This window comes from Actinomadura livida, assembly GCF_014648675.1.
In the GTDB taxonomy this organism is placed as follows: domain Bacteria; phylum Actinomycetota; class Actinomycetes; order Streptosporangiales; family Streptosporangiaceae; genus Spirillospora; species Spirillospora livida.
In genome coordinates this window covers 58,176-75,844 of sequence record NZ_BMRO01000023.1, presented here as the reverse complement: position 1 = coordinate 75,844, position 17,669 = coordinate 58,176, and the positions used below count along the sequence as shown (strand labels likewise).

Genomic DNA, 17,669 nt, shown 5'->3' with positions numbered 1-17,669 from the left:
GAGCGGGGCGTCCCTTCGGGGGCGCCCCGCTTCCGTTTGACGGCCTCTGCTCCCGGGCGCGGGTCACGGCACCGTGTCGAACGCGCTGTTGCACGCGGCCACCAGCGCTCGCCGGACGGCCCGGTCCAGCAGCCGCAGCGCCTCGGCGCGGCGCCGCATCTGGTCGGCGCCGAGGCCGCGGTCGTCCATCTGCCGGGCGAGCTCCACGACGAGGGACAGCCGGCCCGCGAGCGCGGCGACGCGGTGGGCGCGCGGCGGGTAGCCGGGCGCGAGCGGGTGGCCGCCGCGCTCGGGGTCGCGCAGGTCGACGAGCGCGTCCGCGATCTCGGGCGGCACGCCGGCGAAGTCGTCCACGGTCAGCAGCGCCTCGGTGGCGTCCCGCATCGCGAGCGTGAGCTGCCGGTCGGCGTCCGCGAGGGACGGGACGTCGGGCAGCCCCGGGGAGGCGTCGTGCGTCGCCCAGCGGACGCCGACGTACGACGAACCGCGCCGGTCCTCGGCGGGGACCAGGCCGATCGCCCGGCCGTCCAGCACGGCGACGACGGCGGCCCCCGCGTCGATCGCCGCGCGGTTCAGCGGGGGCGGGCCGGTCAGGCCCAGCGGGTCGCCCGGCTCGGGCAGTGCCAGCCGCAGCGCGGTCATCCCGCCGACGCGCAGGTCGCCGAGCCCGCGGCGCAGCGTCACCTCGGCGGGCTCGCCGCCCAGGATCTGCGGGCCCGCGCTCTCCTCGACCGCGTCCACCGCCTCGTCCAGGCCGACGTGCCCGGTCAGCCAGGCGTTCCCCCAGGAGACCAGCGCTGTCGCGGCGGCGGCTCTCATACGTTCTTGCTCATTCGCTTTCCCAACACTCCCGTACGAGCATGCGATCCACCATAAGCGTTCGCGAGGCCGTTGCCGCCGTACGTAAGCAACCTCTTGCGCCCGGGGTGCATGGCGGAACCGTCGTTCCGGTGGGGAGGCGGGAGGCGCCCGACGCCCCGGATCACATAGGTTCTTGTCTGAGGTTCGGGACCACCGGATGGGAGACGAAGGCGCGCGATGGCCGGCGAAGTGCTTCAGCTCCGCGGAGTCGGGGTCAGGCGCGGCGGGGCGACCCTGCTGCGCGATGTGACGTGGACGGTGAGCGAGGGCGAGCGCTGGGTCGTGCTGGGCCCGAACGGGGCGGGGAAGACGACGCTGCTCCAGATCGCCGCCGCGATGCTGCACCCCACCGAGGGCAAGGCGGTGATCCTGGAGGAGGAGCTGGGCCGCACGGACGTCTTCGAGCTGCGCCCCCGGATCGGGCTGGCGAGCTCGTCGATCGCGCAGCAGGTACCGGCCGGAGAACGCGTCGTCGACCTGGTGCTGACCGCCTCGTACGCGATCCTGGGGCGCTGGCAGGAGGAGTACGACTCGACCGACGTGAGCCGCGCGGTCTCGCTGCTGGAGGCCCTCGGCTGCGCCGACCTGATGCGCCGCACGTTCGGGACGCTGTCCGAGGGCGAGCGCAAGCGCGTCCAGATCGCCCGCGCGCTCATGCCCGACCCCGAGCTGCTGCTGCTGGACGAGCCCGCCGCGGGCCTCGACCTCGGCGGCCGCGAGGAGCTCGTCGCCCGGCTGGCGGCCTTCGCCGACGACCCGGCCGCGCCCACGATGGCGATGGTCACGCACCACGTGGAGGAGGTCCCGGAGGGCTTCACCCACGCCCTGCTGCTCCGCGGCGGCGAGATCGTCGCGCAGGGGAAGGTGGACGAGGTGTTCACCGCCGAGCACCTGTCGGACACCTTCGGGCTCCCGCTCACCGTGGAGCGCCAGAACGGCCGCTGGTACGCCCGCGCCGTCCGGTGAGCCGGGCGCGGACGGCCGGGAACGTTCCTTCCGGGCACCCCGGTTTCCGGACTGACCTGCACCGTTCTCTACCATCGTGAGGCTGTTGTCAGCTTTTTAACCGAGTAGGTGCGGTGTGGACGTCCTTGACGCGATCGCGGTGCTGGCCGCCGGGATCGCCGCCGGCGGGATCAACGCCGTCGTGGGCTCCGGCACGCTGATCACGTTCCCGACCCTGCTCGCGCTCGGCTACCCGCCGGTCGTGGCGAACGTGTCCAACAACCTCGGCCTGGTGACCGGCAACGTCAGCGGTGCGTACGGGTACCGCGAGGAGCTGCGGGGGCAGCGCCGCCGGCTGGTGCGGATGGGCAGCGCCTCGTTCGCCGGGGCGATCACCGGCGGCCTCCTGCTGCTGACGCTGCCGCCCGAGGCGTTCGCCGTCATCGTGCCGGTTCTGATCTTCGTCGCGCTGGTGCTGGTGGTCGTCCAGCCGAGGCTCCAGGCGTGGATGCGGGAACGCCGCGACGGGCGGGAGCGGCACCGTCCGGAGGGCGGACCCGGCCTGTGGATCGGCGTCTTCGGCACCGGCGTGTACGGCGGCTACTTCGGCGCCGCGCAGGGGATCGTGCTCATCGCGCTGCTGGGGATCGCGCTGGACGACGACCTGCAGCGGCTCAACGGCGCCAAGAACGCGATGGTGTCCATCGTCAACGGCACGGCCGCGCTGCTGTTCATCGGGATGTGGCTGCTCGGCGAGACCGAGATCAGCTGGTGGGCGGTGCTGCTGATCGCGGTCGGCTCGACGATCGGCGGGCTGCTCGGCGCCAGGCTCGCGCGCAGGATCCCGCCGCTGGTGCTGCGCGGGGTGATCGTCGCGGTGGGACTGGCCGCGATCGCCCAGCTCCTGTTCGGCTGATCCGCGTCCGCGGCGGGATTGCCGAGGGCCGTTCCCGGGTACATATCGAACATCCGTTCGGATGCTTCAGGGGGTGCCCATGAAGGGTGACTGGGTCGAGATCGTGGTGGACGTCGGCGGATCCGCGACCAGGACCTACGAGGTCGCCGCCACCCGCGCCGGGCGCCGCGTGGAGATCGGCAATCGGCGCGGCGTGGTGGAGGTCAGCGAGGTGACCCGCACGGGCACCACGATCCGCACGGCCCGGTTCATGTCCAACCGGGTTTTGGCTTTGGTGGAGCATCCCGTGGCCGACGAGAAGGGCGAGCGCTCCGGCGACGGGCGCGGAGACGGGCGCGGCGAGGCGGGCGGCTAGCGGAAGTCGGCCTTGCGGATCATGCAGTGGACCCCCTTGATCCCGTCGACGACCTGGCTGATCTCGAAGTCGGCGGCGCCGCTGAGGTAGGCGAGGGCCGTGTGCCGGGGCATCCCCTGCGTCGCCGACAGGAAGCCGACCGCGGCCCGGACGGCGCGGCGCACGGCCTCGTCGAGGTCCTCGTGCAGGCCGAGCGGCAGCCAGTGCGTGGCGGTCTCGGCGAACGGCTCGTCCAGCATGCCGAGGAGGGCGGACGCCTCCGCGCGCGGGATCACCGTCAGCCGCAGCGTCGCGCGCAGCGGCGCCTCCAGGGCGGTGAGCGCGACCTCCCCGTTCCCCTGGGCGTAGTGCGGGTCGCCGGTGTAGAAGCCGGCGCCGGGCACGTGGACGGGCAGGTAGAGCGACGAGCCGACCTGGAGTTCGTTGATGTCGAGGTTGCCGCCGTGGCTGCCCGGCGGGACCGAGTGGACGGGGTCGGCGGTGTCGGCCGCCACGCCCATCAGCCCGAGGAAGGGCTTGAGCGGGAAGCGTGCGGCGCGCCCGCCGCCGTACGGAAGCGTCCCGTGCAGGCGCCCGGCCTCCTCGATGACCTCGACGAACTCGCACACGCTGTTGTAGGCGCGGACGCCGCCGTCCTCGCCGGGGCCGCTGTCGGGAGCGGTCTCGGGGAACTCGCCGGGCAGCGCTCCGTAGCCGTGCCTGCTGCTGATGAAGCCGTACGGCGCCCGGATCAGCAGGCTCAGCGTCTCGACCCGCAGCATGTCGCCGGGCTCCGCGCCGGCCACCTCGATCGGGCCGGTGACGACGTGCGGGCCGTCGTCGTCGTAGTCGTGGGCGACCCCGGACGCGGCCAGGTCGCGGGCGTCGGCGAGCACCTCCCCGGCGGGGACGCCGAATCCCGCGAGGTACGTGACCGGGTCGCGGCCCTGGTCCTCCAGGATGCCCTCGTGGCTGAGCGTGTCGATGGTGACGGTGTCGCCGGACGCGACCCGCAGCACTGGGGGCCGGTCCCGGTTCGGGAGCCGGCCCCACAGGCAGGTCTCGGGGGTGGTCGGGAGGTAGTGCGCGCCGTCGATCCGGCCTTCTTTGGGCTGAAGCATGCCCGAATGCTCGCCGCCGGGTGGTGCGGCACCGTTCCGAGACCGTTAACCGTGTGTAAAACCCGCACCATACGAGATGCTGTCTCGTATGGGCGCTACAAGTCGAGCACCAGGCGAGACGACGTGCAGCGGCCCACGCAGATCATCATGGTCTTGCCCGCGGCCCGCTCCTCCTCGGTGAGCAGCGAGTCCCGGTGCTCGGGCTCGCCGGCCAGCACGCGCGTCTCGCACGCCCCGCAGTAGCCCTTCTCGCAGTCGTACGACAGGCCGGGCACCGCCTCCTGGACGACCTCGATGAGCCGCCGGTCGGCGGGGACGCGCAGCGTGGCGCCCGTCCGCGCGAGGTGGACGTCGAACTCGGTGTTCAGCGCCGGGTCGAACGCCACCTCCAGCGAGTCGTCGCCGGTGAAGCGCTCGACGTGCAGGCGGGGACGGATCCCCAGCTCGTCGCAGACGCCCTCCGCGGCGGCGATCATCCCGGTGGGGCCGCAGCAGTAGACGGCGGCGTCCGGTCCGGCCTCCGCGAGGATCGCCTTCAGGTCCGGGACGCCGGCCTCGTCCTGGGGCAGCACCCGGAGCCGGTCGCCCGCGAGGGCGGCGAGCTCGTCCAGGAACGCCATCGTCGCGCGGGTGCGGCCGCCGTACACGACGCGGAAGTCGGCTCCCCGCGCGGCCGCCGCGCGGACCATGGCCAGGATGGGCGTGACTCCGATCCCGCCCGCGAGGAACAGGTAGGACGGGGCGTCCACGAGCGGGAAGTGGTTGCGCGGGCCGCGCACGCCGAACGTGACGCCCTCGCGGGCGAGCGCGTGCACCTCCTCCGAGCCGCCCCGGCCGTCCGGCTCGCGCAGCACGGCGATGCGGTAGCGCGTGCGGTCGTCCGGGTCGCCGCACAGCGAGTACTGGCGCACGCGGCCGGACGGAAGCCGCAGCTCAAGGTGCGCGCCGGGCTCCCACTCGGGGGTCTCCGCGCCGTCGGGCCGCGCCAGCGTCAGGGCGAGCACGCCGTCGGCCGCGGGCTCGGCGCGCGTCACGGTCAGGTCGTAGGCGGCGCCGAGCGGGGAGGCGGCCACCGACGTGCCGGTGGCGCGCGGGCCCGGGGTGAAGACGGCCGGGATCGCGTCCCAGCCCTTCTGGTTGCCGTTGGTCGGGTACCCGACGAGGCCGTCCTCCAGCACCCGGAAGTCCGGGAGGCGGGTCAGGACCTGCGTCATCATCTCCCGGAACATCGCCCTGGCCAGGTGGGCCCCGGCGCAGCGGTGCGAGCCGATCCCGAAGCTGAGGTGCCGGGACGCGTCGCGGTCGAGCCGGATCTCCTCGGGCTCGGGGAACACGGCGGGGTCGTGGTTGGCGGCCACCCACGGGATCAGGACGCGCTCGCCGGCCTTGACCGGGCAGCCGCCGATCTCGACGTCGTCCAGCGCGGTGCGGGCCATCGACTGCGACGGCGCGAACGCCCGCAGGAACTCCTCGGTCGCGCGGTCCAGCAGGTCGGGGGAGTCGATGAGGCGCCGCCGCTGCTCGGGGTTGCGGCTCAGGTGGACGAGCGTCGACCCGGTCAGCGAGGTCGTGGTGTCGACGCCGCCCGCGATGAGCAGGCCGATCACCGAGACCAGCTCGTCCTCGCCGAACGGCTCGCCGTGCTCGTCGCGTGCGCCGACGAGGGCGCTGACCGCGTCCTCGGCGGGCTCGGCGCGGCGGTCGCGGATCAGCTCGCGGATGCGCCGCTCCATGTAGGCGAGGCCCTCGGCGCCCCGCTGCGCGCGCTCGCTGCCGGCGGGGGCGGCGAAGATGTCGTGCACCGGCCCGGCGAGCCTCGCCCAGTCCTCCTCGGGGAAGCCCAGCCAGTCGAGGGTGACGGCGGCGGGGACCGGGTTGGTCAGGTCGCGGACGAAGTCGGCCGAGCCCAGCTCGATGAACGCGTCCACGGCGCGGGCGGCGTGCCGGGCGATCATCGGGCGCAGCCGCTCGACCGCCGCCGGGGTGAGCAGCGGGTTGATCAGGTCGCGGTAGCCGGTGGCGCGGGGCGGGTCGAGCTCGATCGGGTACTGCTCCAGGCCCGGCCCGCTCGGGATGACGATCGCGACGCCGTCCATGCCGGTCGCCTCGCGCGAGGACGAGAACGCCTCGTCGTCCCGGGCGATCCGCGCGACGTCGGCGTACCGCGTCGTGTAGACGAACCCGCCGTGCGCCGAGGTGCGCCCGACGGGGCACCCCTCCCGGTACGCCGCGTAGTACGCGACCGGGTCGGCGTTGCATTCGTCCGAGTGGTGGTCGAACTGCTCCTGCTGTGTCATCTGCTGCTGCGTCATGTGCGCGACTCCAGGTGCCGCATGGCTTCCGCGCGGTGTTGCCCAGCCGCGCCTCTGGGAACTTCGGGGGCCGGCCTCGCAGACCGGCCTCGCAGACCGGCCTCGGGGGGACGGCCTCGCGGTCAGAAGGTCAGGACGGCCTTGCCGACCGTCCCGCTCTTCGCCGCGTCGACGGCGTCGCCGATCCGCTCGAACGGGAAGCGCTCCACGATCTCGTGCACCGGGAACCGGCCCGCGGCGTGCAGCCGCAGCAGCTCGGGCACGAAGACCTGCGGGATCGCGCCGCCGCCGATGATGCCGGTGATCGTGCGGCCGTTGAGGACGCTGCGCCAGTCGAAGCTCATCTCCGCGCTCGGCCCGACGCCGATCACGCCGCAGCGGCCGAGCGGGGCGAGGGCCTCCACGCCGGTGCGGAGCACGTCCGCGCGGCCGGTGGTCTCCAGGACGAAGTCGAACCCGTCCGGGGCGATCGAGCGCAGTTCCTCGGCGGCGCCCTCGCCCCCGGTGACGCCGTGGGTGGCGCCGAGGGACTCGGCCGTGGCCAGCCGCTCGGCGTTGAGGTCGACGACGGCGACGGTCGTGCAGCCGCTGAGCGCCGCCGCGAGGACGGAGGCGATGCCCACCGACCCCGCACCGAAGATCGCGATCGACGACCCGGGGGAGGGCCGCAGCACGTTGAGCACGCCGCCCGCGCCGGTCTGGAAGCCGCAGCCGAACGGCCCGGCCAGGGTGAGGTCGGCGTCCTTGCCGATCGGCACGACGGCCCGCTCCGGCGCGACCACGTGGTCGGCGAACGCCGACTGGCCGAGGAAGTGCGCGTTGATCTCGGTGCCGCCGAGCGAGACGGCCGAGGTCCCGTCGGGGCGCCGCCCGCTGAAGTTGAGCGCGTCGAACCGCAGGCAGTAGCCGGGCGAACCGGTCAGGCAGGGCCGGCAGCGCCCGCACGAGGTGAAGGACAGGGCCACGTGGTCGCCCGGCGCCACGGACGTGACCCGGTCGCCGACCCGCTCCACGATGCCGGCGCCCTCGTGCCCGAGCACGGCCGGGGCCTCGAAGAACGTCGCGAACTCCAGGTCGGTCGCGCAGATGCCGACCGCGCTGAGCCGGACCAGGACCTCGTCCGGGCGGGGCGGGCCGAGTTCCACGTCCCGCAGGGCCAGGGGCTCCCCGGGACGGTCCAGTACGGCGGCGGTGACCCGCATGCGGCCTCCCAACGTTCATTTCATAAAGAGATATGGCATCTTGACATGCGGGATAGTTCCGGTCAAGGATTCCGGTATGTCCGCACTTGAGATTCCGGTCGCCCGCCAGCTGATCGACGGAGCCTGGGTCCCCGCCGCTGACCAGGGAGAACTCCCGGTCCTGGACCCGGCGAACAGCAAGGTTATCCAGCGAATCGCGCGCGGCGGCCAGGCCGACGTGGACGCCGCCGTCGCCGCGGCCCGGCGCGCGTTCCCCGGCTGGGCCGCGACCTCGCCCACCGAGCGCGGCGCGCTGCTGGGCCGCTGGGCCGCGCTGGTCATGGAGCGCGTCGAGGACCTCGCCCGGGTCGAGGCGCGCGACGTCGGCAAGCCGCTGTCCGGCGGGCGGATGAACGCGTTCATCGCGCAGGGGATCATCGAGTACTTCGCCGGCGCCGCCGACAAGCTCACCGGCGTCACGCTGCCCACCCGCACGCCCGACTACCTCGGGTTCACGATCCCGGAGCCGTGGGGAGTGTGCGCGGTGACGCTTCCCTGGAACGTTCCGACACTGCTGTCGGCCGCCAATGTCGCGCCCGCGCTCGCGGCCGGCAACACGGTCGTGCTCAAGCCGTCGGAGGTCGCCCCGCTCGGCCCGCTGGCGCTGGCGGAACTGGCCCGCGAGGCGGGCCTGCCGCCCGGGGTGTTCAACGTCGTCACCGGGCTCGGGGCGGAGGCGGGCCAGGCGCTCACCTCCCACACGGACATCGACCACATCAGCTTCGTCGGCTCCACCGCGACCGGGAGCGCGGTGATGCGCGCCGCGTCGGAGAACCTCGTGCCGGTCAAGCTGGAGCTGGGCGGCAAGTCGCCCAACGTCGTGTTCGCCGACGCCGACCTCGACGTGGCGATCCCGGCGATCGTCGGCTCGATCACCGAGAACGCGGGCCAGAACTGCTACGCGGGCTCGCGGCTCCTGGTCGAGGAGTCGATCCGCGACGAGGTGACCGAGCGCGTCGCCGCGGGCATGCGCGCCGTCCGGCTCGGCACCTGGGACATGGACCTCGACATGGGGCCGCTGGTCAGCCGCGAGCAGCGCGAGCGCGTGCTCGGCTTCCTGGAGGAGGCGCCCGGCGAGGGCGCGCGGGTCGTCACCGGCGGCGCGAAGGCCGAGGTGCCGGACGAGGGCTGGTTCGTGGCGCCGACCGTCCTGGACCGGGTGGACCGGGGGATGCGGGTCGTGCGCGAGGAGGTCTTCGGGCCGGTGCTCGCGATCCAGGGCTTCACCGGGACCGCGCAGGCCGTCGAGATGATGAACGACACCGACTTCGGGCTGCTGGCCTGCATCTGGACCGACGACGTGTCGCGGGCGCTGCGCGCGGCCAAGGAGGTGCGGGCCGGGCAGGTCGCCGTGAACCAGTTCCACGACGCGGGCGTCATCGGCTTCCCGTTCAACATGCAGAAGGACAGCGGGTTCAGCGCGGGCGGCGGATACGCGGCGCTGCGCGAGTACACGCAGGAGAAGGCGGTGGCGGTGCGGCTGCTCGACCGCTGAGCCGCGCGCGCCGCGATTTCCGGCGCGGGTGTTGACACGCCCCGTGAGCGGGGTTCAGAGTTGCCCTCACATTGCGAGTCGGTGACTCACAATGCGAGATGGCAGGAAGTGGCTGAGGGCGGAGGTCCCTGGTGAAAGCGCTGGTCCAGACGGGGTTCGGCGGCCCGGAGGTGGTGTCGCTGCGGCACATCGCCGACCCGGTCCCCGGTCCCCGTGACGTGCTGGTCCGGGTACGGGCCTGCGCGCTGAACCGGCTCGACGTCCTGCAGCGCCGCGGCCCCGCGGTGCTGCCGGGCTTCCGCCTCCCGCACATCGCCGGCATGGACGTCGCCGGCCACGTCGCGGCGGCCGGGGACGAGGCCGCCGGGTACGCGCCCGGCGACCGCGTGGTGGTCGACCCGACGCACGGCTGCGGGACGTGCCCGCGCTGTGCCGCCGGGGAGCCCGGCCACTGCGCCGCGGTCCGCGTCATCGGCGGGAACACCGCCGGCGGGTTCGCCGAGTACGTGCGGGTGCCCGCCCGGCTCGTCCACCGCGTCCCCGGGCACGTCGACCTGGCCGAGGCCGCGGCGCTGCCGTCGGCGTGGAGCACCGCCTGGCGCGCCACCGTCACGGTCGGCGCGGCCGCCCCCGGCGAGACCGTGCTGGTGCAGGCCGCCGCCAGTGGCGTCAGCATCGCCGCGGTGCAGCTCGCCAAGCGCGCCGGGGCGCGGGTCGTCGCGGTCGCGGGCAGCGACGCCAAGCTCGCGCTCGCCGCCGACCTGGGCGCCGACCTGCTGCTGCACAACGACGCCGACGTCGTCGCGGCCGTGCGCCGCTTCACCGGCGGCGAGGGCGCCGACCTCGCGCTCGACCACGTCGGCGCGGCGACCTGGCAGACCTCCCTGGACTCCCTGCGCGCGGGCGGGCGCCTGGTGACGTTCGGCAACACCACCGGCGACGAGGTCACGCTCTCCCTCGCCGGCGTGTACCACCGCGGGCTGCGGGTGCTCGGCACGGGCGCCTACACCGAGGCCGAGTTCGCCGCGATGCTGGACGCGTACTTCGGCGGCGGCCTGCGGACCGTCCGGATGGCCGAGTACGGCATGGACGAGCTGCCCGCCGCGTTCGCCGCCGCCGAGTCGCGGGCCGCCATCGGCAAGATCCTGGTCCGCCCATGACCGGACCGAACATCACCGGGCCGAACACCACCGGGCCGAACATCACCGGACCGAACATCACCGGGCCGAACATCACCGGGCCGAACACCACCGGGCGGAACGGGTCCCCGCTCCTGGTCACCGGCGGGACGGTCGTCACGATGGCGCCCGGACGCGAGGTCGTCACGGACGCCACCGTCGCGGTCGAGGACGGGCGCATCGCCGGCATCGGCGCCTACGGGACGCTCCGCGCGGCCCACCCCGGCGCCGCGGAACTGGACGCGACCGGCTGCGTCGTGATCCCCGGCCTGGTCAACGCCCACCAGCACTGCACCGTGGACCCGCTGATCCGCAGCGTGATCCCCGACGACATCGACGCCCAGGAAGCGATCTTCGGCTGGGCCGTGCCGCTGCACGGGCGCGTCACCGGCGACGACGACGAGCTGTCGGCGACGCTGACCGCCGCCGAGTCGCTGCTGCGCGGGGTCACCACCGTCCTGGAGGCGGGCACCGTGGCGCACCCCGGCCGAGTCGCCGCGGGGCTGGCCGCGGCCGGAATCCGGGGGCGGGTCGGCGGCTGGGGCTGGGACGCCCCGGGCGTGCCGCACTCGCTGCCCGCCGCCGAGGCCCTCGCCCGCCAGGAGGAGATCGTCCGGAGCCTCCCCGCCGAGGGGCCGGTGACCGGGTGGGTCACGCTGGTCGGCCACGACCTGGTCAGCGACGAGCTGTTCACCGGCGCCGCCGAGCTCGCCGAACGCCTCGGCACCACGATGACCTTCCACATGTCGCCCGGACCCGGCGACGCCGAGTCGTACCTGCGGCGCACCGGCGTCCGCCCGCTCGTCCACCTGCGCGAGCTGGGCGTGCTGGGGCCGCGGCTGGTCCTCGGCCACGCCGTGTGGCTCGACGACGCCGAGGTCGAGGCCGTCCTCGCGACCCGCACCGCCGTGGCGTCGTGCCCGGGCGCGTACCTGCGGCTCGGCCAGGGCTACACGCGGGCCGGGCGGCACGGCGAGCTGGTCCGCCGCGGCGGCCGTGTCGCCCTCGGCTGCGACGCCCACAACGCCGGCGACGCACCCGACGTGCTGCGCGCGGCCGGGCTGCTGGCCGGCCTGGAGAACGACCGGGGCACCTGGCCGCTGCGCGCCGACGAGGCGTTCGCGCTGGCCACGTGCGCCGGTGCCGAGGCCGCCGGCCTCGGCGACCTGATCGGGTCGATCGAGGTCGGCAAGGCCGCCGACCTCGTCGTGCTCGACGCGCACGACCCGGCCTGGACGCCGCCCGGCGACCTGGCCACGCACCTGGTGTGGGGTGCACCCGGCCACACCGTCCGCGACGTCCTGGTCGACGGGAAGGCGGTCGTCCGCGACCGCCGGATCACGACCGTCGACACAGCGGAACTCCGCCGCGAGGCGGAGTCGAGATCGGCCGCGCTGCTGCGCGCGGCCGGACTGCGGATCCCCCGCCGCTGGCCGGTGGTCACCGCCACCGGCAGACCCAGCTCCCGCAACCTGCTCGTCTCATCGTCCGATCGAAAGGGACCACTGAGGTGAAGAACCGTAAAACGGTACGGATGGCGAGCGCGGCCGTCGCGTGCGCCACCCTGCTCGCCCTCGCCGGCTGCGCCGACAGCGACGCCACAGCCAACCAGGGCGCCTCCTCCGGCTCCGGCGGCGTGGTGCCGAACGCCGACGTCAACGGCGACGGCAAGGTCGTCATCGGCGTGCTCAGCCCCGGCGACATCAACGACAACGGTTACTACCAGAGCTTCGTGACCGGTGCCGAGACCTTCGCCAAGGAGAAGGGCTGGGAGATCATCAAGCGCGGCAGCGTCCCGGAGAGCGAGGCGCTGAGCGCCGCCCGCGCGCTGTGCCAGCAGAAGGTCGACATGGTCGCCCTCGGCGCCTCCGAGCTCAAGGACGCGATCCCCGCCTCGGAGGAGGCGGTGTGCGAGAAGACCGCCTGGTACGTCCCGAGCTCCGGCAACGTCGAGCAGACCCCCCGGATCATGCTGTCCACCGACGACCCCGCGCAGAGCATCCTGTCCGCCGGGTACGCGACCGGTGTCCTGATGCAGCAGCGCAACACCAAGAAGGCGGCCTTCGTGGCCGGCATGGAGGTCGACTTCAACATCAACGCCTCCAAGGCGTTCCAGGCGGGCATCAAGTCGGTGATCCCGGACGCGAACATCACCACCACCTACGCGGGCGACCAGGACGACGCCGCCAAGGCCAAGGAGGCGGTGCAGGCGCAGATCGACCAGGGCGTCGGGGCCGTGTACCCGTACCTCGGCGGCTCCACCGACGCCGCCACCAGGCTCGCCAACACCAAGAAGCTCATCACGCTGACCCCGGGCACCGACCGGTGCGACTCGGCCGACCCGAAGTTCGACGTGTCGGTGCTGTTCAGCCCCGGTGACTACTTCACCGAGGCGCTGAAGCTGTTCGCCGACGGCAAGCTCGAGATGGGCGTGCAGAAGGTGTGGACGATCGGCAAGGACCCGTACCCCACGGTCAAGCTCTGCGGCGACAACCCCGAGGCCAAGCAGAAGATCGACCAGTTCATGGAGGACATCGCGAGCGGGAAGATCGACGCCTCCGCGGAAGTGGAGAGGCTCGGTAAGTGACATGACCGATCGTGACGGCCTCCCCGGCGATGGTCTCGGTCACCACGGCGGGGCGCGGGCGCCCGCGCTGGCACTGCGCGGGATCTGCAAGTCCTACGGGCCGGTCGTGGCCTGCGACGCGGTGGACCTGACCGTCCACCGCGGGGAGATCCACGGCCTGCTCGGCGAGAACGGCGCGGGCAAGTCCACGCTGATGAAGATCCTGCTCGGGCTCGTCCGGCGGGACGGCGGAACGATCGACCACGACGGCACGCCGGTCGAGGTCGGCGGGCCGCAGGAGGCGATCGCGCTCGGCATCGGCATGGTGCACCAGCACTTCAGCCTCGTCGAGCCGCTCACCGTCTGGGAGAACGTCACGCTCGGCGACACCGGCAAGGTCGACCGGGCACGGGCCTGCGAGCAGGTCAGGGAGGTCGGCGCCCGGTACGGGCTGCCGATCGACCCGCTCGCGCCCGTGTCCCGGCTGTCGGCCGGGGAGCGGCAGCGGGTCGAGCTGATCAAGTGCCTGCGCCGCGACCCGTCCGTCCTGGTCCTGGACGAGCCCACCTCGGTGCTCACCCAGGCCGAGTCGGCGGAGCTGTTCGGCGTGCTGCGCGAGGTCGTCGCCGGCGAGGACCGCGCGGTGATCCTGATCAGCCACAAGCTGGCGGAGATCACCACGGCCACCGACCGGGTGACCGTGCTGCGCCGCGGGCGGGTCGCGTTCCACAGCGTGACCGCGGAGACCAGCGCGCAGGAGCTGGCCCGGCAGATGGTCGGCCGGGACGTCTCGCTGCGCGCCGAGGCCGCCGCCCTCGGCATGCTCCCGGTGGAGCGCCGCGGCGGCCGGAAGCAGGAGGAGGCGCCGGAACCCGGCGTCGAGCCCGCGCTCCGGCTGTCCGGCATCACCGTCCGGTCCGACGGCGTCCCGCTCCTCGACGACTTCAGCCTGGAGGTCGCGCCCGGCGAGATCCTCGGGCTGTACGGGGTGGAGGGCAACGGCCAGGCGACGCTGGGCGACGTGCTGTCCGGCCTGGTCGAGCCCGCCGCCGGGACGATCGAGATCGGCGGGACGCCCGTCGACCCGGCCAGGCCGGGCGCGCTGCACCGGGCCGGGCTCGGCATCATCCCCGAGGACCGGCACGCCTCCGGCGTCGTCCTCGACATGAGCGTCGCGGACAACCTCGTGATGAAGTCGCTCGAAGGCGTCAGCGGCCGGCTGCTGATCGACCGCCGGAAGACCCACGAGCTGGCCCGGCGGCTGGCGACCGAGTTCAACATCATCACCTCGTCGCTGGACAACCCCGTCCGCAGCCTGTCGGGCGGCAACCAGCAGCGGGTCGTCCTCGCCAGGGAGATGTCGGCGAACCCGTCGGTCCTGGTCGCCGCCCAGCCCACCCACGGCCTGGACGTCGGAGCCATCGAGGACATGTACCTGCGGCTGCGCAAGGCCGCGTCCAGCGGGGTGGCGGTCCTGCTCATCAGCACCGAGCTGGAGGAGGTCATGGCCCTGTCGTCGCGCATCGCGGTCATCTCCGGCGGCCGCGTCGCCGGCCTCCTGCCCACCGCGGAGGCCACCGCCGAACGCCTCGGCATGCTCGTGGGAGGAGTGGCCGCGTGACCGGAGAGCACAGCGTGGGCGACGCGGACCGGATGGGGCGGCGGCTCGCCGCCGCCCTGAATCCCGGGCCCGGCGGGGTCCGGGTGGCCCTGGCCACGGCGGTCGCGGTCGCGCTGGCACTGGCGCTGTCGTCGGTGCTGGTGGCGCTGACCGGGGGGTCGCCGGGCAGGGCCGTGAAGGCGCTGTACGACGGCAGCCTGGCGAACCCGTCGGCGATCAGCTCGACGCTGCTGTACGCGGCGCCGCTGCTGCTGGTCGCCGTCGGGACGTGCGTGTGCGTCCGCGCCGGCGTGTTCAACCTCGGCCAGGAGGGCCAGGTGCTCATCGGCGCGCTGGCCGGGGCCGCGGTCGGGCTGCGGCTGGCCGTGCCGGGGCCGGCGCTGCTGGTGATCGCGATGGTCGCGGCGGCGCTGGCGGGCGGGGCGTGGGCCGGGATCAGCTCGCTGATGCACCGGTTCCGCGGCGTCAACATCGTGGTGAGCACGCTGCTGATGACGTTCCTCGCGCAGCAGCTCGTCTCGTTCGCGGTCAACACCGAGTGGCTGCTGCAGGAGACGCGGCGCGGCGGCGCGACCGTCTCGCCGCAGTCCAACCGGCTGCCGGAGAACGGCCTGCTGGGCTCGTTCGGCGAGTACCCGGGGCTGCAGATCAACGGCGGGCTGCTCCTCGCGGTGCTCGCGGCGGTGGTCATCGCGGTGCTGATCGCGCGCAGCCGGTGGGGTTTCCGGCTGACGATGCTCGGCCTGAACCCGCGGGCGGCGCGGCACGCCGGGGTGCGGGTCGCGGCGCTCAGCGGCACGGCGCTCGCGGTGTCGGGCGCCTTCGCGGGCCTGGCCGGGGCGGTCCTGCTGACCAGCCCGGTCGGCACCAACCGGCTGCAGCAGGGCCTGTCCAACAACATCGGCTGGGACGGCCTGCTGGTGGCGCTGGTCGCCCGCAACCGCCCGCTGGCGGCGATCCCGGTCGCGCTGCTGTTCGGTGTGCTGCGTTCCGGGGGCGGGTTCCTGGCGTCGACCGGTGTCCCGCACTTCCTCGTGGACGTGGTCAAGTCGCTGCTGGTGCTCGCGTTCGTCGTCCCGCCCGTGCTGACCGAGGCGCTGCGCCGCCGGCGCGAGGGCCGCGGGGCGGCGACCGACGCGGACGTCCCGGCAGCCGAGCCCAAGGAGGCGGTGGCGTCATGAGCGCCGCGGACAACATCTCCACGATCCTCGCCAGCGGCGCCCGGCTGACGGTGCCGCTCGCGTTCGCGGCCTGCGGGGAGTACCTCGCGGAGCGGGCCGGGACGGTGAACATCTCCGTCGAGGCGATGATGCTGGGCGGGGCGTTCGGCGCGGTCGCCGGCGCGTCCGTGACCGGCAGCGCCTCGTCGGGGCTCGTCGTCGGGATGCTGGTCGGCCTGTTCATCGGGTTCGTGCACGGCAACCTGTCGCACCGCGCCGCGGTGAACACGTTCGTGGTCGGCCTCGTCCTCAACACGCTGGTGCTGGGGCTGACCAGCTACCTGATCGTCACCGGGACGTTCACCGGCCACCAGGTGTGGCAGGTGAGCGTGCCGGTGCTGCGCGACATCCCGATCGTCGGGCAGGTGCTGTTCGTCGAGCGGTGGCCGGTCTACCTGCTGATCGGCGTGATCCCGCTGACGTGGTGGCTGGTCGAGCGCAGCCGCTGGGGCCTGGAGCTGCGGGCGGTCGGCGAGGATCCGCAGGCCGCGGACGTGACCGGCATCGACGTGAACGCGCGGCGCCGCCAGGCGCTGCTGTGGTGCGGGCTGCTGGCCGGGCTCGGCGGCGCCTACCTGGCGGTGGGCGAGGTCGGCTCGTTCAGCCAGAACATGACCGCGGGCCGCGGGTTCATCGTGATCGCCGCGGTGATCTTCGGGGCGTGGCGGCTGGGCCGCACGCTGCTCGGCTGCGCGCTGTTCGGCCTCGCCGACGCGATGCGGCTGGCGCTGCCCGCGCTGGGCGTCTCGCTGAACTCCCAGCTGCTGATCGTCGCCCCCTACCTGCTGGCGCTGGTGGCCATGCTGCTGTTCGCCGCCAAGGACCGCGAGCCGCGGGCCCTGGGCAAGGCGTTCCAGCGGGGCACGGCGTGACGGGGTACGGCGTGACCTGTAAGAGCAAGCGGGCCCGGGGAACTCCGGCCCGGACGAATCCGAGGAGGACCTTGTGACCGGACTGACCGCCGCGCGCTGGACGCACGTCGCGCTGCCCAGCGGCGACCTGGACAAGTCGATCGACTTCTACACCGAGCTCACCCCGCTGGTGGTGGTCGAGCGCTTCAAGGACGCGGACGGCGAGAGCGCCTGGCTGTCCAACGAGGGGCAGGTGGAGACGCCGTTCGTGCTGGTGCTGGTGTCGTTCAACAAGGACAAGGGCAACCAGCTGGGCCTGCTGCACCCGTTCGCCCACATCGGCATCGAGGTGCCCAACCGCTCCGACGTGGACGAGCTGGCCGAGCGCGCCCGCGAGCTGGGCTGCCTGCACTGGGAGCCGCGCGACATGCCGGACCCGGTGGGCTACATCTGCGCGCTGAAGGACCCGGACGGCAACGTCATCGAGATCTCCCACGACCAGAAGGTGTTCGACACCGTCAGGGCCAAGTGGGGGCGATCCTGACCGGGCGGCCGGGGCCCGCGGAACCGGGGGCCGCCGCGCGGGTCGAGGAGCGGACCCGCGCGGCGGTGCTGCGGTACCTCGCGGCCCTCAACCGCCATGACGCCGACGCCGTCGCCGCGTGCGTGGCCGAGGGCTTCGTCAGCGAGCACACCGCGGCGGCGGGGCGGGGCGTCGTCGGCCGCGCGGCGTACCGGGAGCGGCTGGACGGCTTCCTGGCCGACTTCGCCGACCTGAAGTACGTCATGGAGGACCTGGTCGTCCGGGACGTGCGGGCGGTGCTGGCGTACTCGATGTCGTTCCGGCTCGTCTCGGCCGGATACGCGCCGGTGCGGGTCCGCGGCGTGTTCCGGCTGTGGGTGGACGCGGAGGGCCTGGTGGCGCGCCGCGTCGACTACTGGGACGGGTCCGACGTGGCGCAGCAGCTCGCCGCCGCTCCCAAAGCGGACGCCTGACCGCCCGCCGCC

Annotated in this window: 16 protein-coding genes; 12 read left to right on the top strand and 4 right to left on the bottom strand. The window is 73.8% G+C overall.

From position 1 onward, the window contains the following. Nucleotides 1-63 precede the first annotated feature (63 nt). On the bottom strand, nt 64-819 hold the full coding sequence (locus tag IEZ03_RS35210; protein ID WP_184889985.1) for an Rv1486c family protein: 756 nt from the start codon (nt 817-819) through the stop codon (nt 64-66). Nucleotides 820-1,038: 219 nt separating this feature from the next. Here IEZ03_RS35210 and IEZ03_RS35205 point away from each other — a divergent pair, with 219 nt between their 5' ends. The 3 genes from IEZ03_RS35205 (at nt 1,039) to IEZ03_RS35195 (ending at nt 3,077) form a co-directional block, all read left to right on the top strand. Beyond that, the gene (locus tag IEZ03_RS35205) at nt 1,039-1,827 is read left to right on the top strand and encodes an ABC transporter ATP-binding protein (RefSeq protein WP_184889984.1); all 789 of its coding nucleotides are present in this window, start codon (nt 1,039-1,041) and stop codon (nt 1,825-1,827) included. A 115-nt stretch (nt 1,828-1,942) separates the two neighbouring features. Further along, a complete protein-coding gene (locus IEZ03_RS35200; RefSeq protein WP_184889983.1) occupies nt 1,943-2,722 on the top strand; it encodes a sulfite exporter TauE/SafE family protein in 780 nt (259 codons plus the stop codon). 79 nt (nt 2,723-2,801) lie between these two features. Then, nucleotides 2,802-3,077, top strand: a complete 276-nt coding sequence (locus IEZ03_RS35195) for a DUF8836 family protein (protein WP_184889982.1) — start codon at nt 2,802-2,804, stop codon at nt 3,075-3,077. Here the strand turns inward: IEZ03_RS35195 and IEZ03_RS35190 are convergent. The 3 genes from IEZ03_RS35190 to IEZ03_RS35180 all read right to left on the bottom strand — a co-directional run bounded on the left by IEZ03_RS35190 (nt 3,074) and on the right by IEZ03_RS35180 (nt 7,691). Continuing rightward, the gene (locus IEZ03_RS35190) at nt 3,074-4,177 is read right to left on the bottom strand and encodes an acetamidase/formamidase family protein (protein ID WP_184889980.1); all 1,104 of its coding nucleotides are present in this window, start codon (nt 4,175-4,177) and stop codon (nt 3,074-3,076) included. The genes IEZ03_RS35195 and IEZ03_RS35190 overlap by 4 nt on opposite strands. Before the next feature lie 95 nt (nt 4,178-4,272). After that, entirely contained in the window at nt 4,273-6,489 is a 2,217-nt protein-coding gene (locus IEZ03_RS35185; RefSeq protein ID WP_184889978.1) for a cytochrome P450/oxidoreductase, read from the bottom strand. A gap of 122 nt (nt 6,490-6,611) precedes the next feature. Then, on the bottom strand, nt 6,612-7,691 hold the full coding sequence (locus IEZ03_RS35180) for an NAD(P)-dependent alcohol dehydrogenase (RefSeq protein WP_184889976.1): 1,080 nt from the start codon (nt 7,689-7,691) through the stop codon (nt 6,612-6,614). Between the two features lie 76 nt (nt 7,692-7,767). Between IEZ03_RS35180 and IEZ03_RS35175 the strand changes: the two genes are divergently transcribed. From IEZ03_RS35175 to IEZ03_RS35135, 9 genes are all read left to right on the top strand, one after another. Next, a complete protein-coding gene (locus tag IEZ03_RS35175; protein WP_184889974.1) occupies nt 7,768-9,225 on the top strand; it encodes an aldehyde dehydrogenase family protein in 1,458 nt (485 codons plus the stop codon). Between the two features lie 131 nt (nt 9,226-9,356). Next, nucleotides 9,357-10,385, top strand: a complete 1,029-nt coding sequence (locus IEZ03_RS35170; RefSeq protein WP_184889972.1) for a zinc-binding dehydrogenase — start codon at nt 9,357-9,359, stop codon at nt 10,383-10,385. Beyond that, nucleotides 10,382-11,917: an amidohydrolase family protein gene (locus tag IEZ03_RS35165; protein ID WP_184889970.1), complete on the top strand. Its 1,536-nt coding sequence runs from the start codon at nt 10,382-10,384 to the stop codon at nt 11,915-11,917. The genes IEZ03_RS35170 and IEZ03_RS35165 overlap by 4 nt, the downstream gene beginning before the upstream one ends. A gap of 20 nt (nt 11,918-11,937) precedes the next feature. Beyond that, entirely contained in the window at nt 11,938-12,990 is a 1,053-nt protein-coding gene (locus IEZ03_RS35160; protein ID WP_184889968.1) for a BMP family ABC transporter substrate-binding protein, read from the top strand. Nucleotide 12,991: 1 nt separating this feature from the next. Beyond that, nucleotides 12,992-14,590 (top strand): ABC transporter ATP-binding protein, encoded by a 1,599-nt coding sequence (locus IEZ03_RS35155; protein ID WP_184889966.1) that lies wholly within the window; start codon nt 12,992-12,994, stop codon nt 14,588-14,590. Next, nucleotides 14,587-15,771, top strand: a complete 1,185-nt coding sequence (locus IEZ03_RS35150) for an ABC transporter permease (RefSeq protein WP_221480934.1) — start codon at nt 14,587-14,589, stop codon at nt 15,769-15,771. Before IEZ03_RS35155 ends, IEZ03_RS35150 begins: the two co-directional genes overlap by 4 nt. Continuing rightward, entirely contained in the window at nt 15,768-16,682 is a 915-nt protein-coding gene (locus tag IEZ03_RS35145; protein ID WP_184889964.1) for an ABC transporter permease, read from the top strand. The genes IEZ03_RS35150 and IEZ03_RS35145 overlap by 4 nt, the downstream gene beginning before the upstream one ends. A 73-nt stretch (nt 16,683-16,755) precedes the next feature. Then, the gene (locus IEZ03_RS35140; protein ID WP_184889962.1) at nt 16,756-17,205 is read left to right on the top strand and encodes a VOC family protein; all 450 of its coding nucleotides are present in this window, start codon (nt 16,756-16,758) and stop codon (nt 17,203-17,205) included. Further along, nucleotides 17,190-17,657: a nuclear transport factor 2 family protein gene (locus tag IEZ03_RS35135; protein WP_229808778.1), complete on the top strand. Its 468-nt coding sequence runs from the start codon at nt 17,190-17,192 to the stop codon at nt 17,655-17,657. The genes IEZ03_RS35140 and IEZ03_RS35135 overlap by 16 nt, the downstream gene beginning before the upstream one ends. The last annotated feature ends 12 nt before the right edge of the window (nt 17,658-17,669 follow it).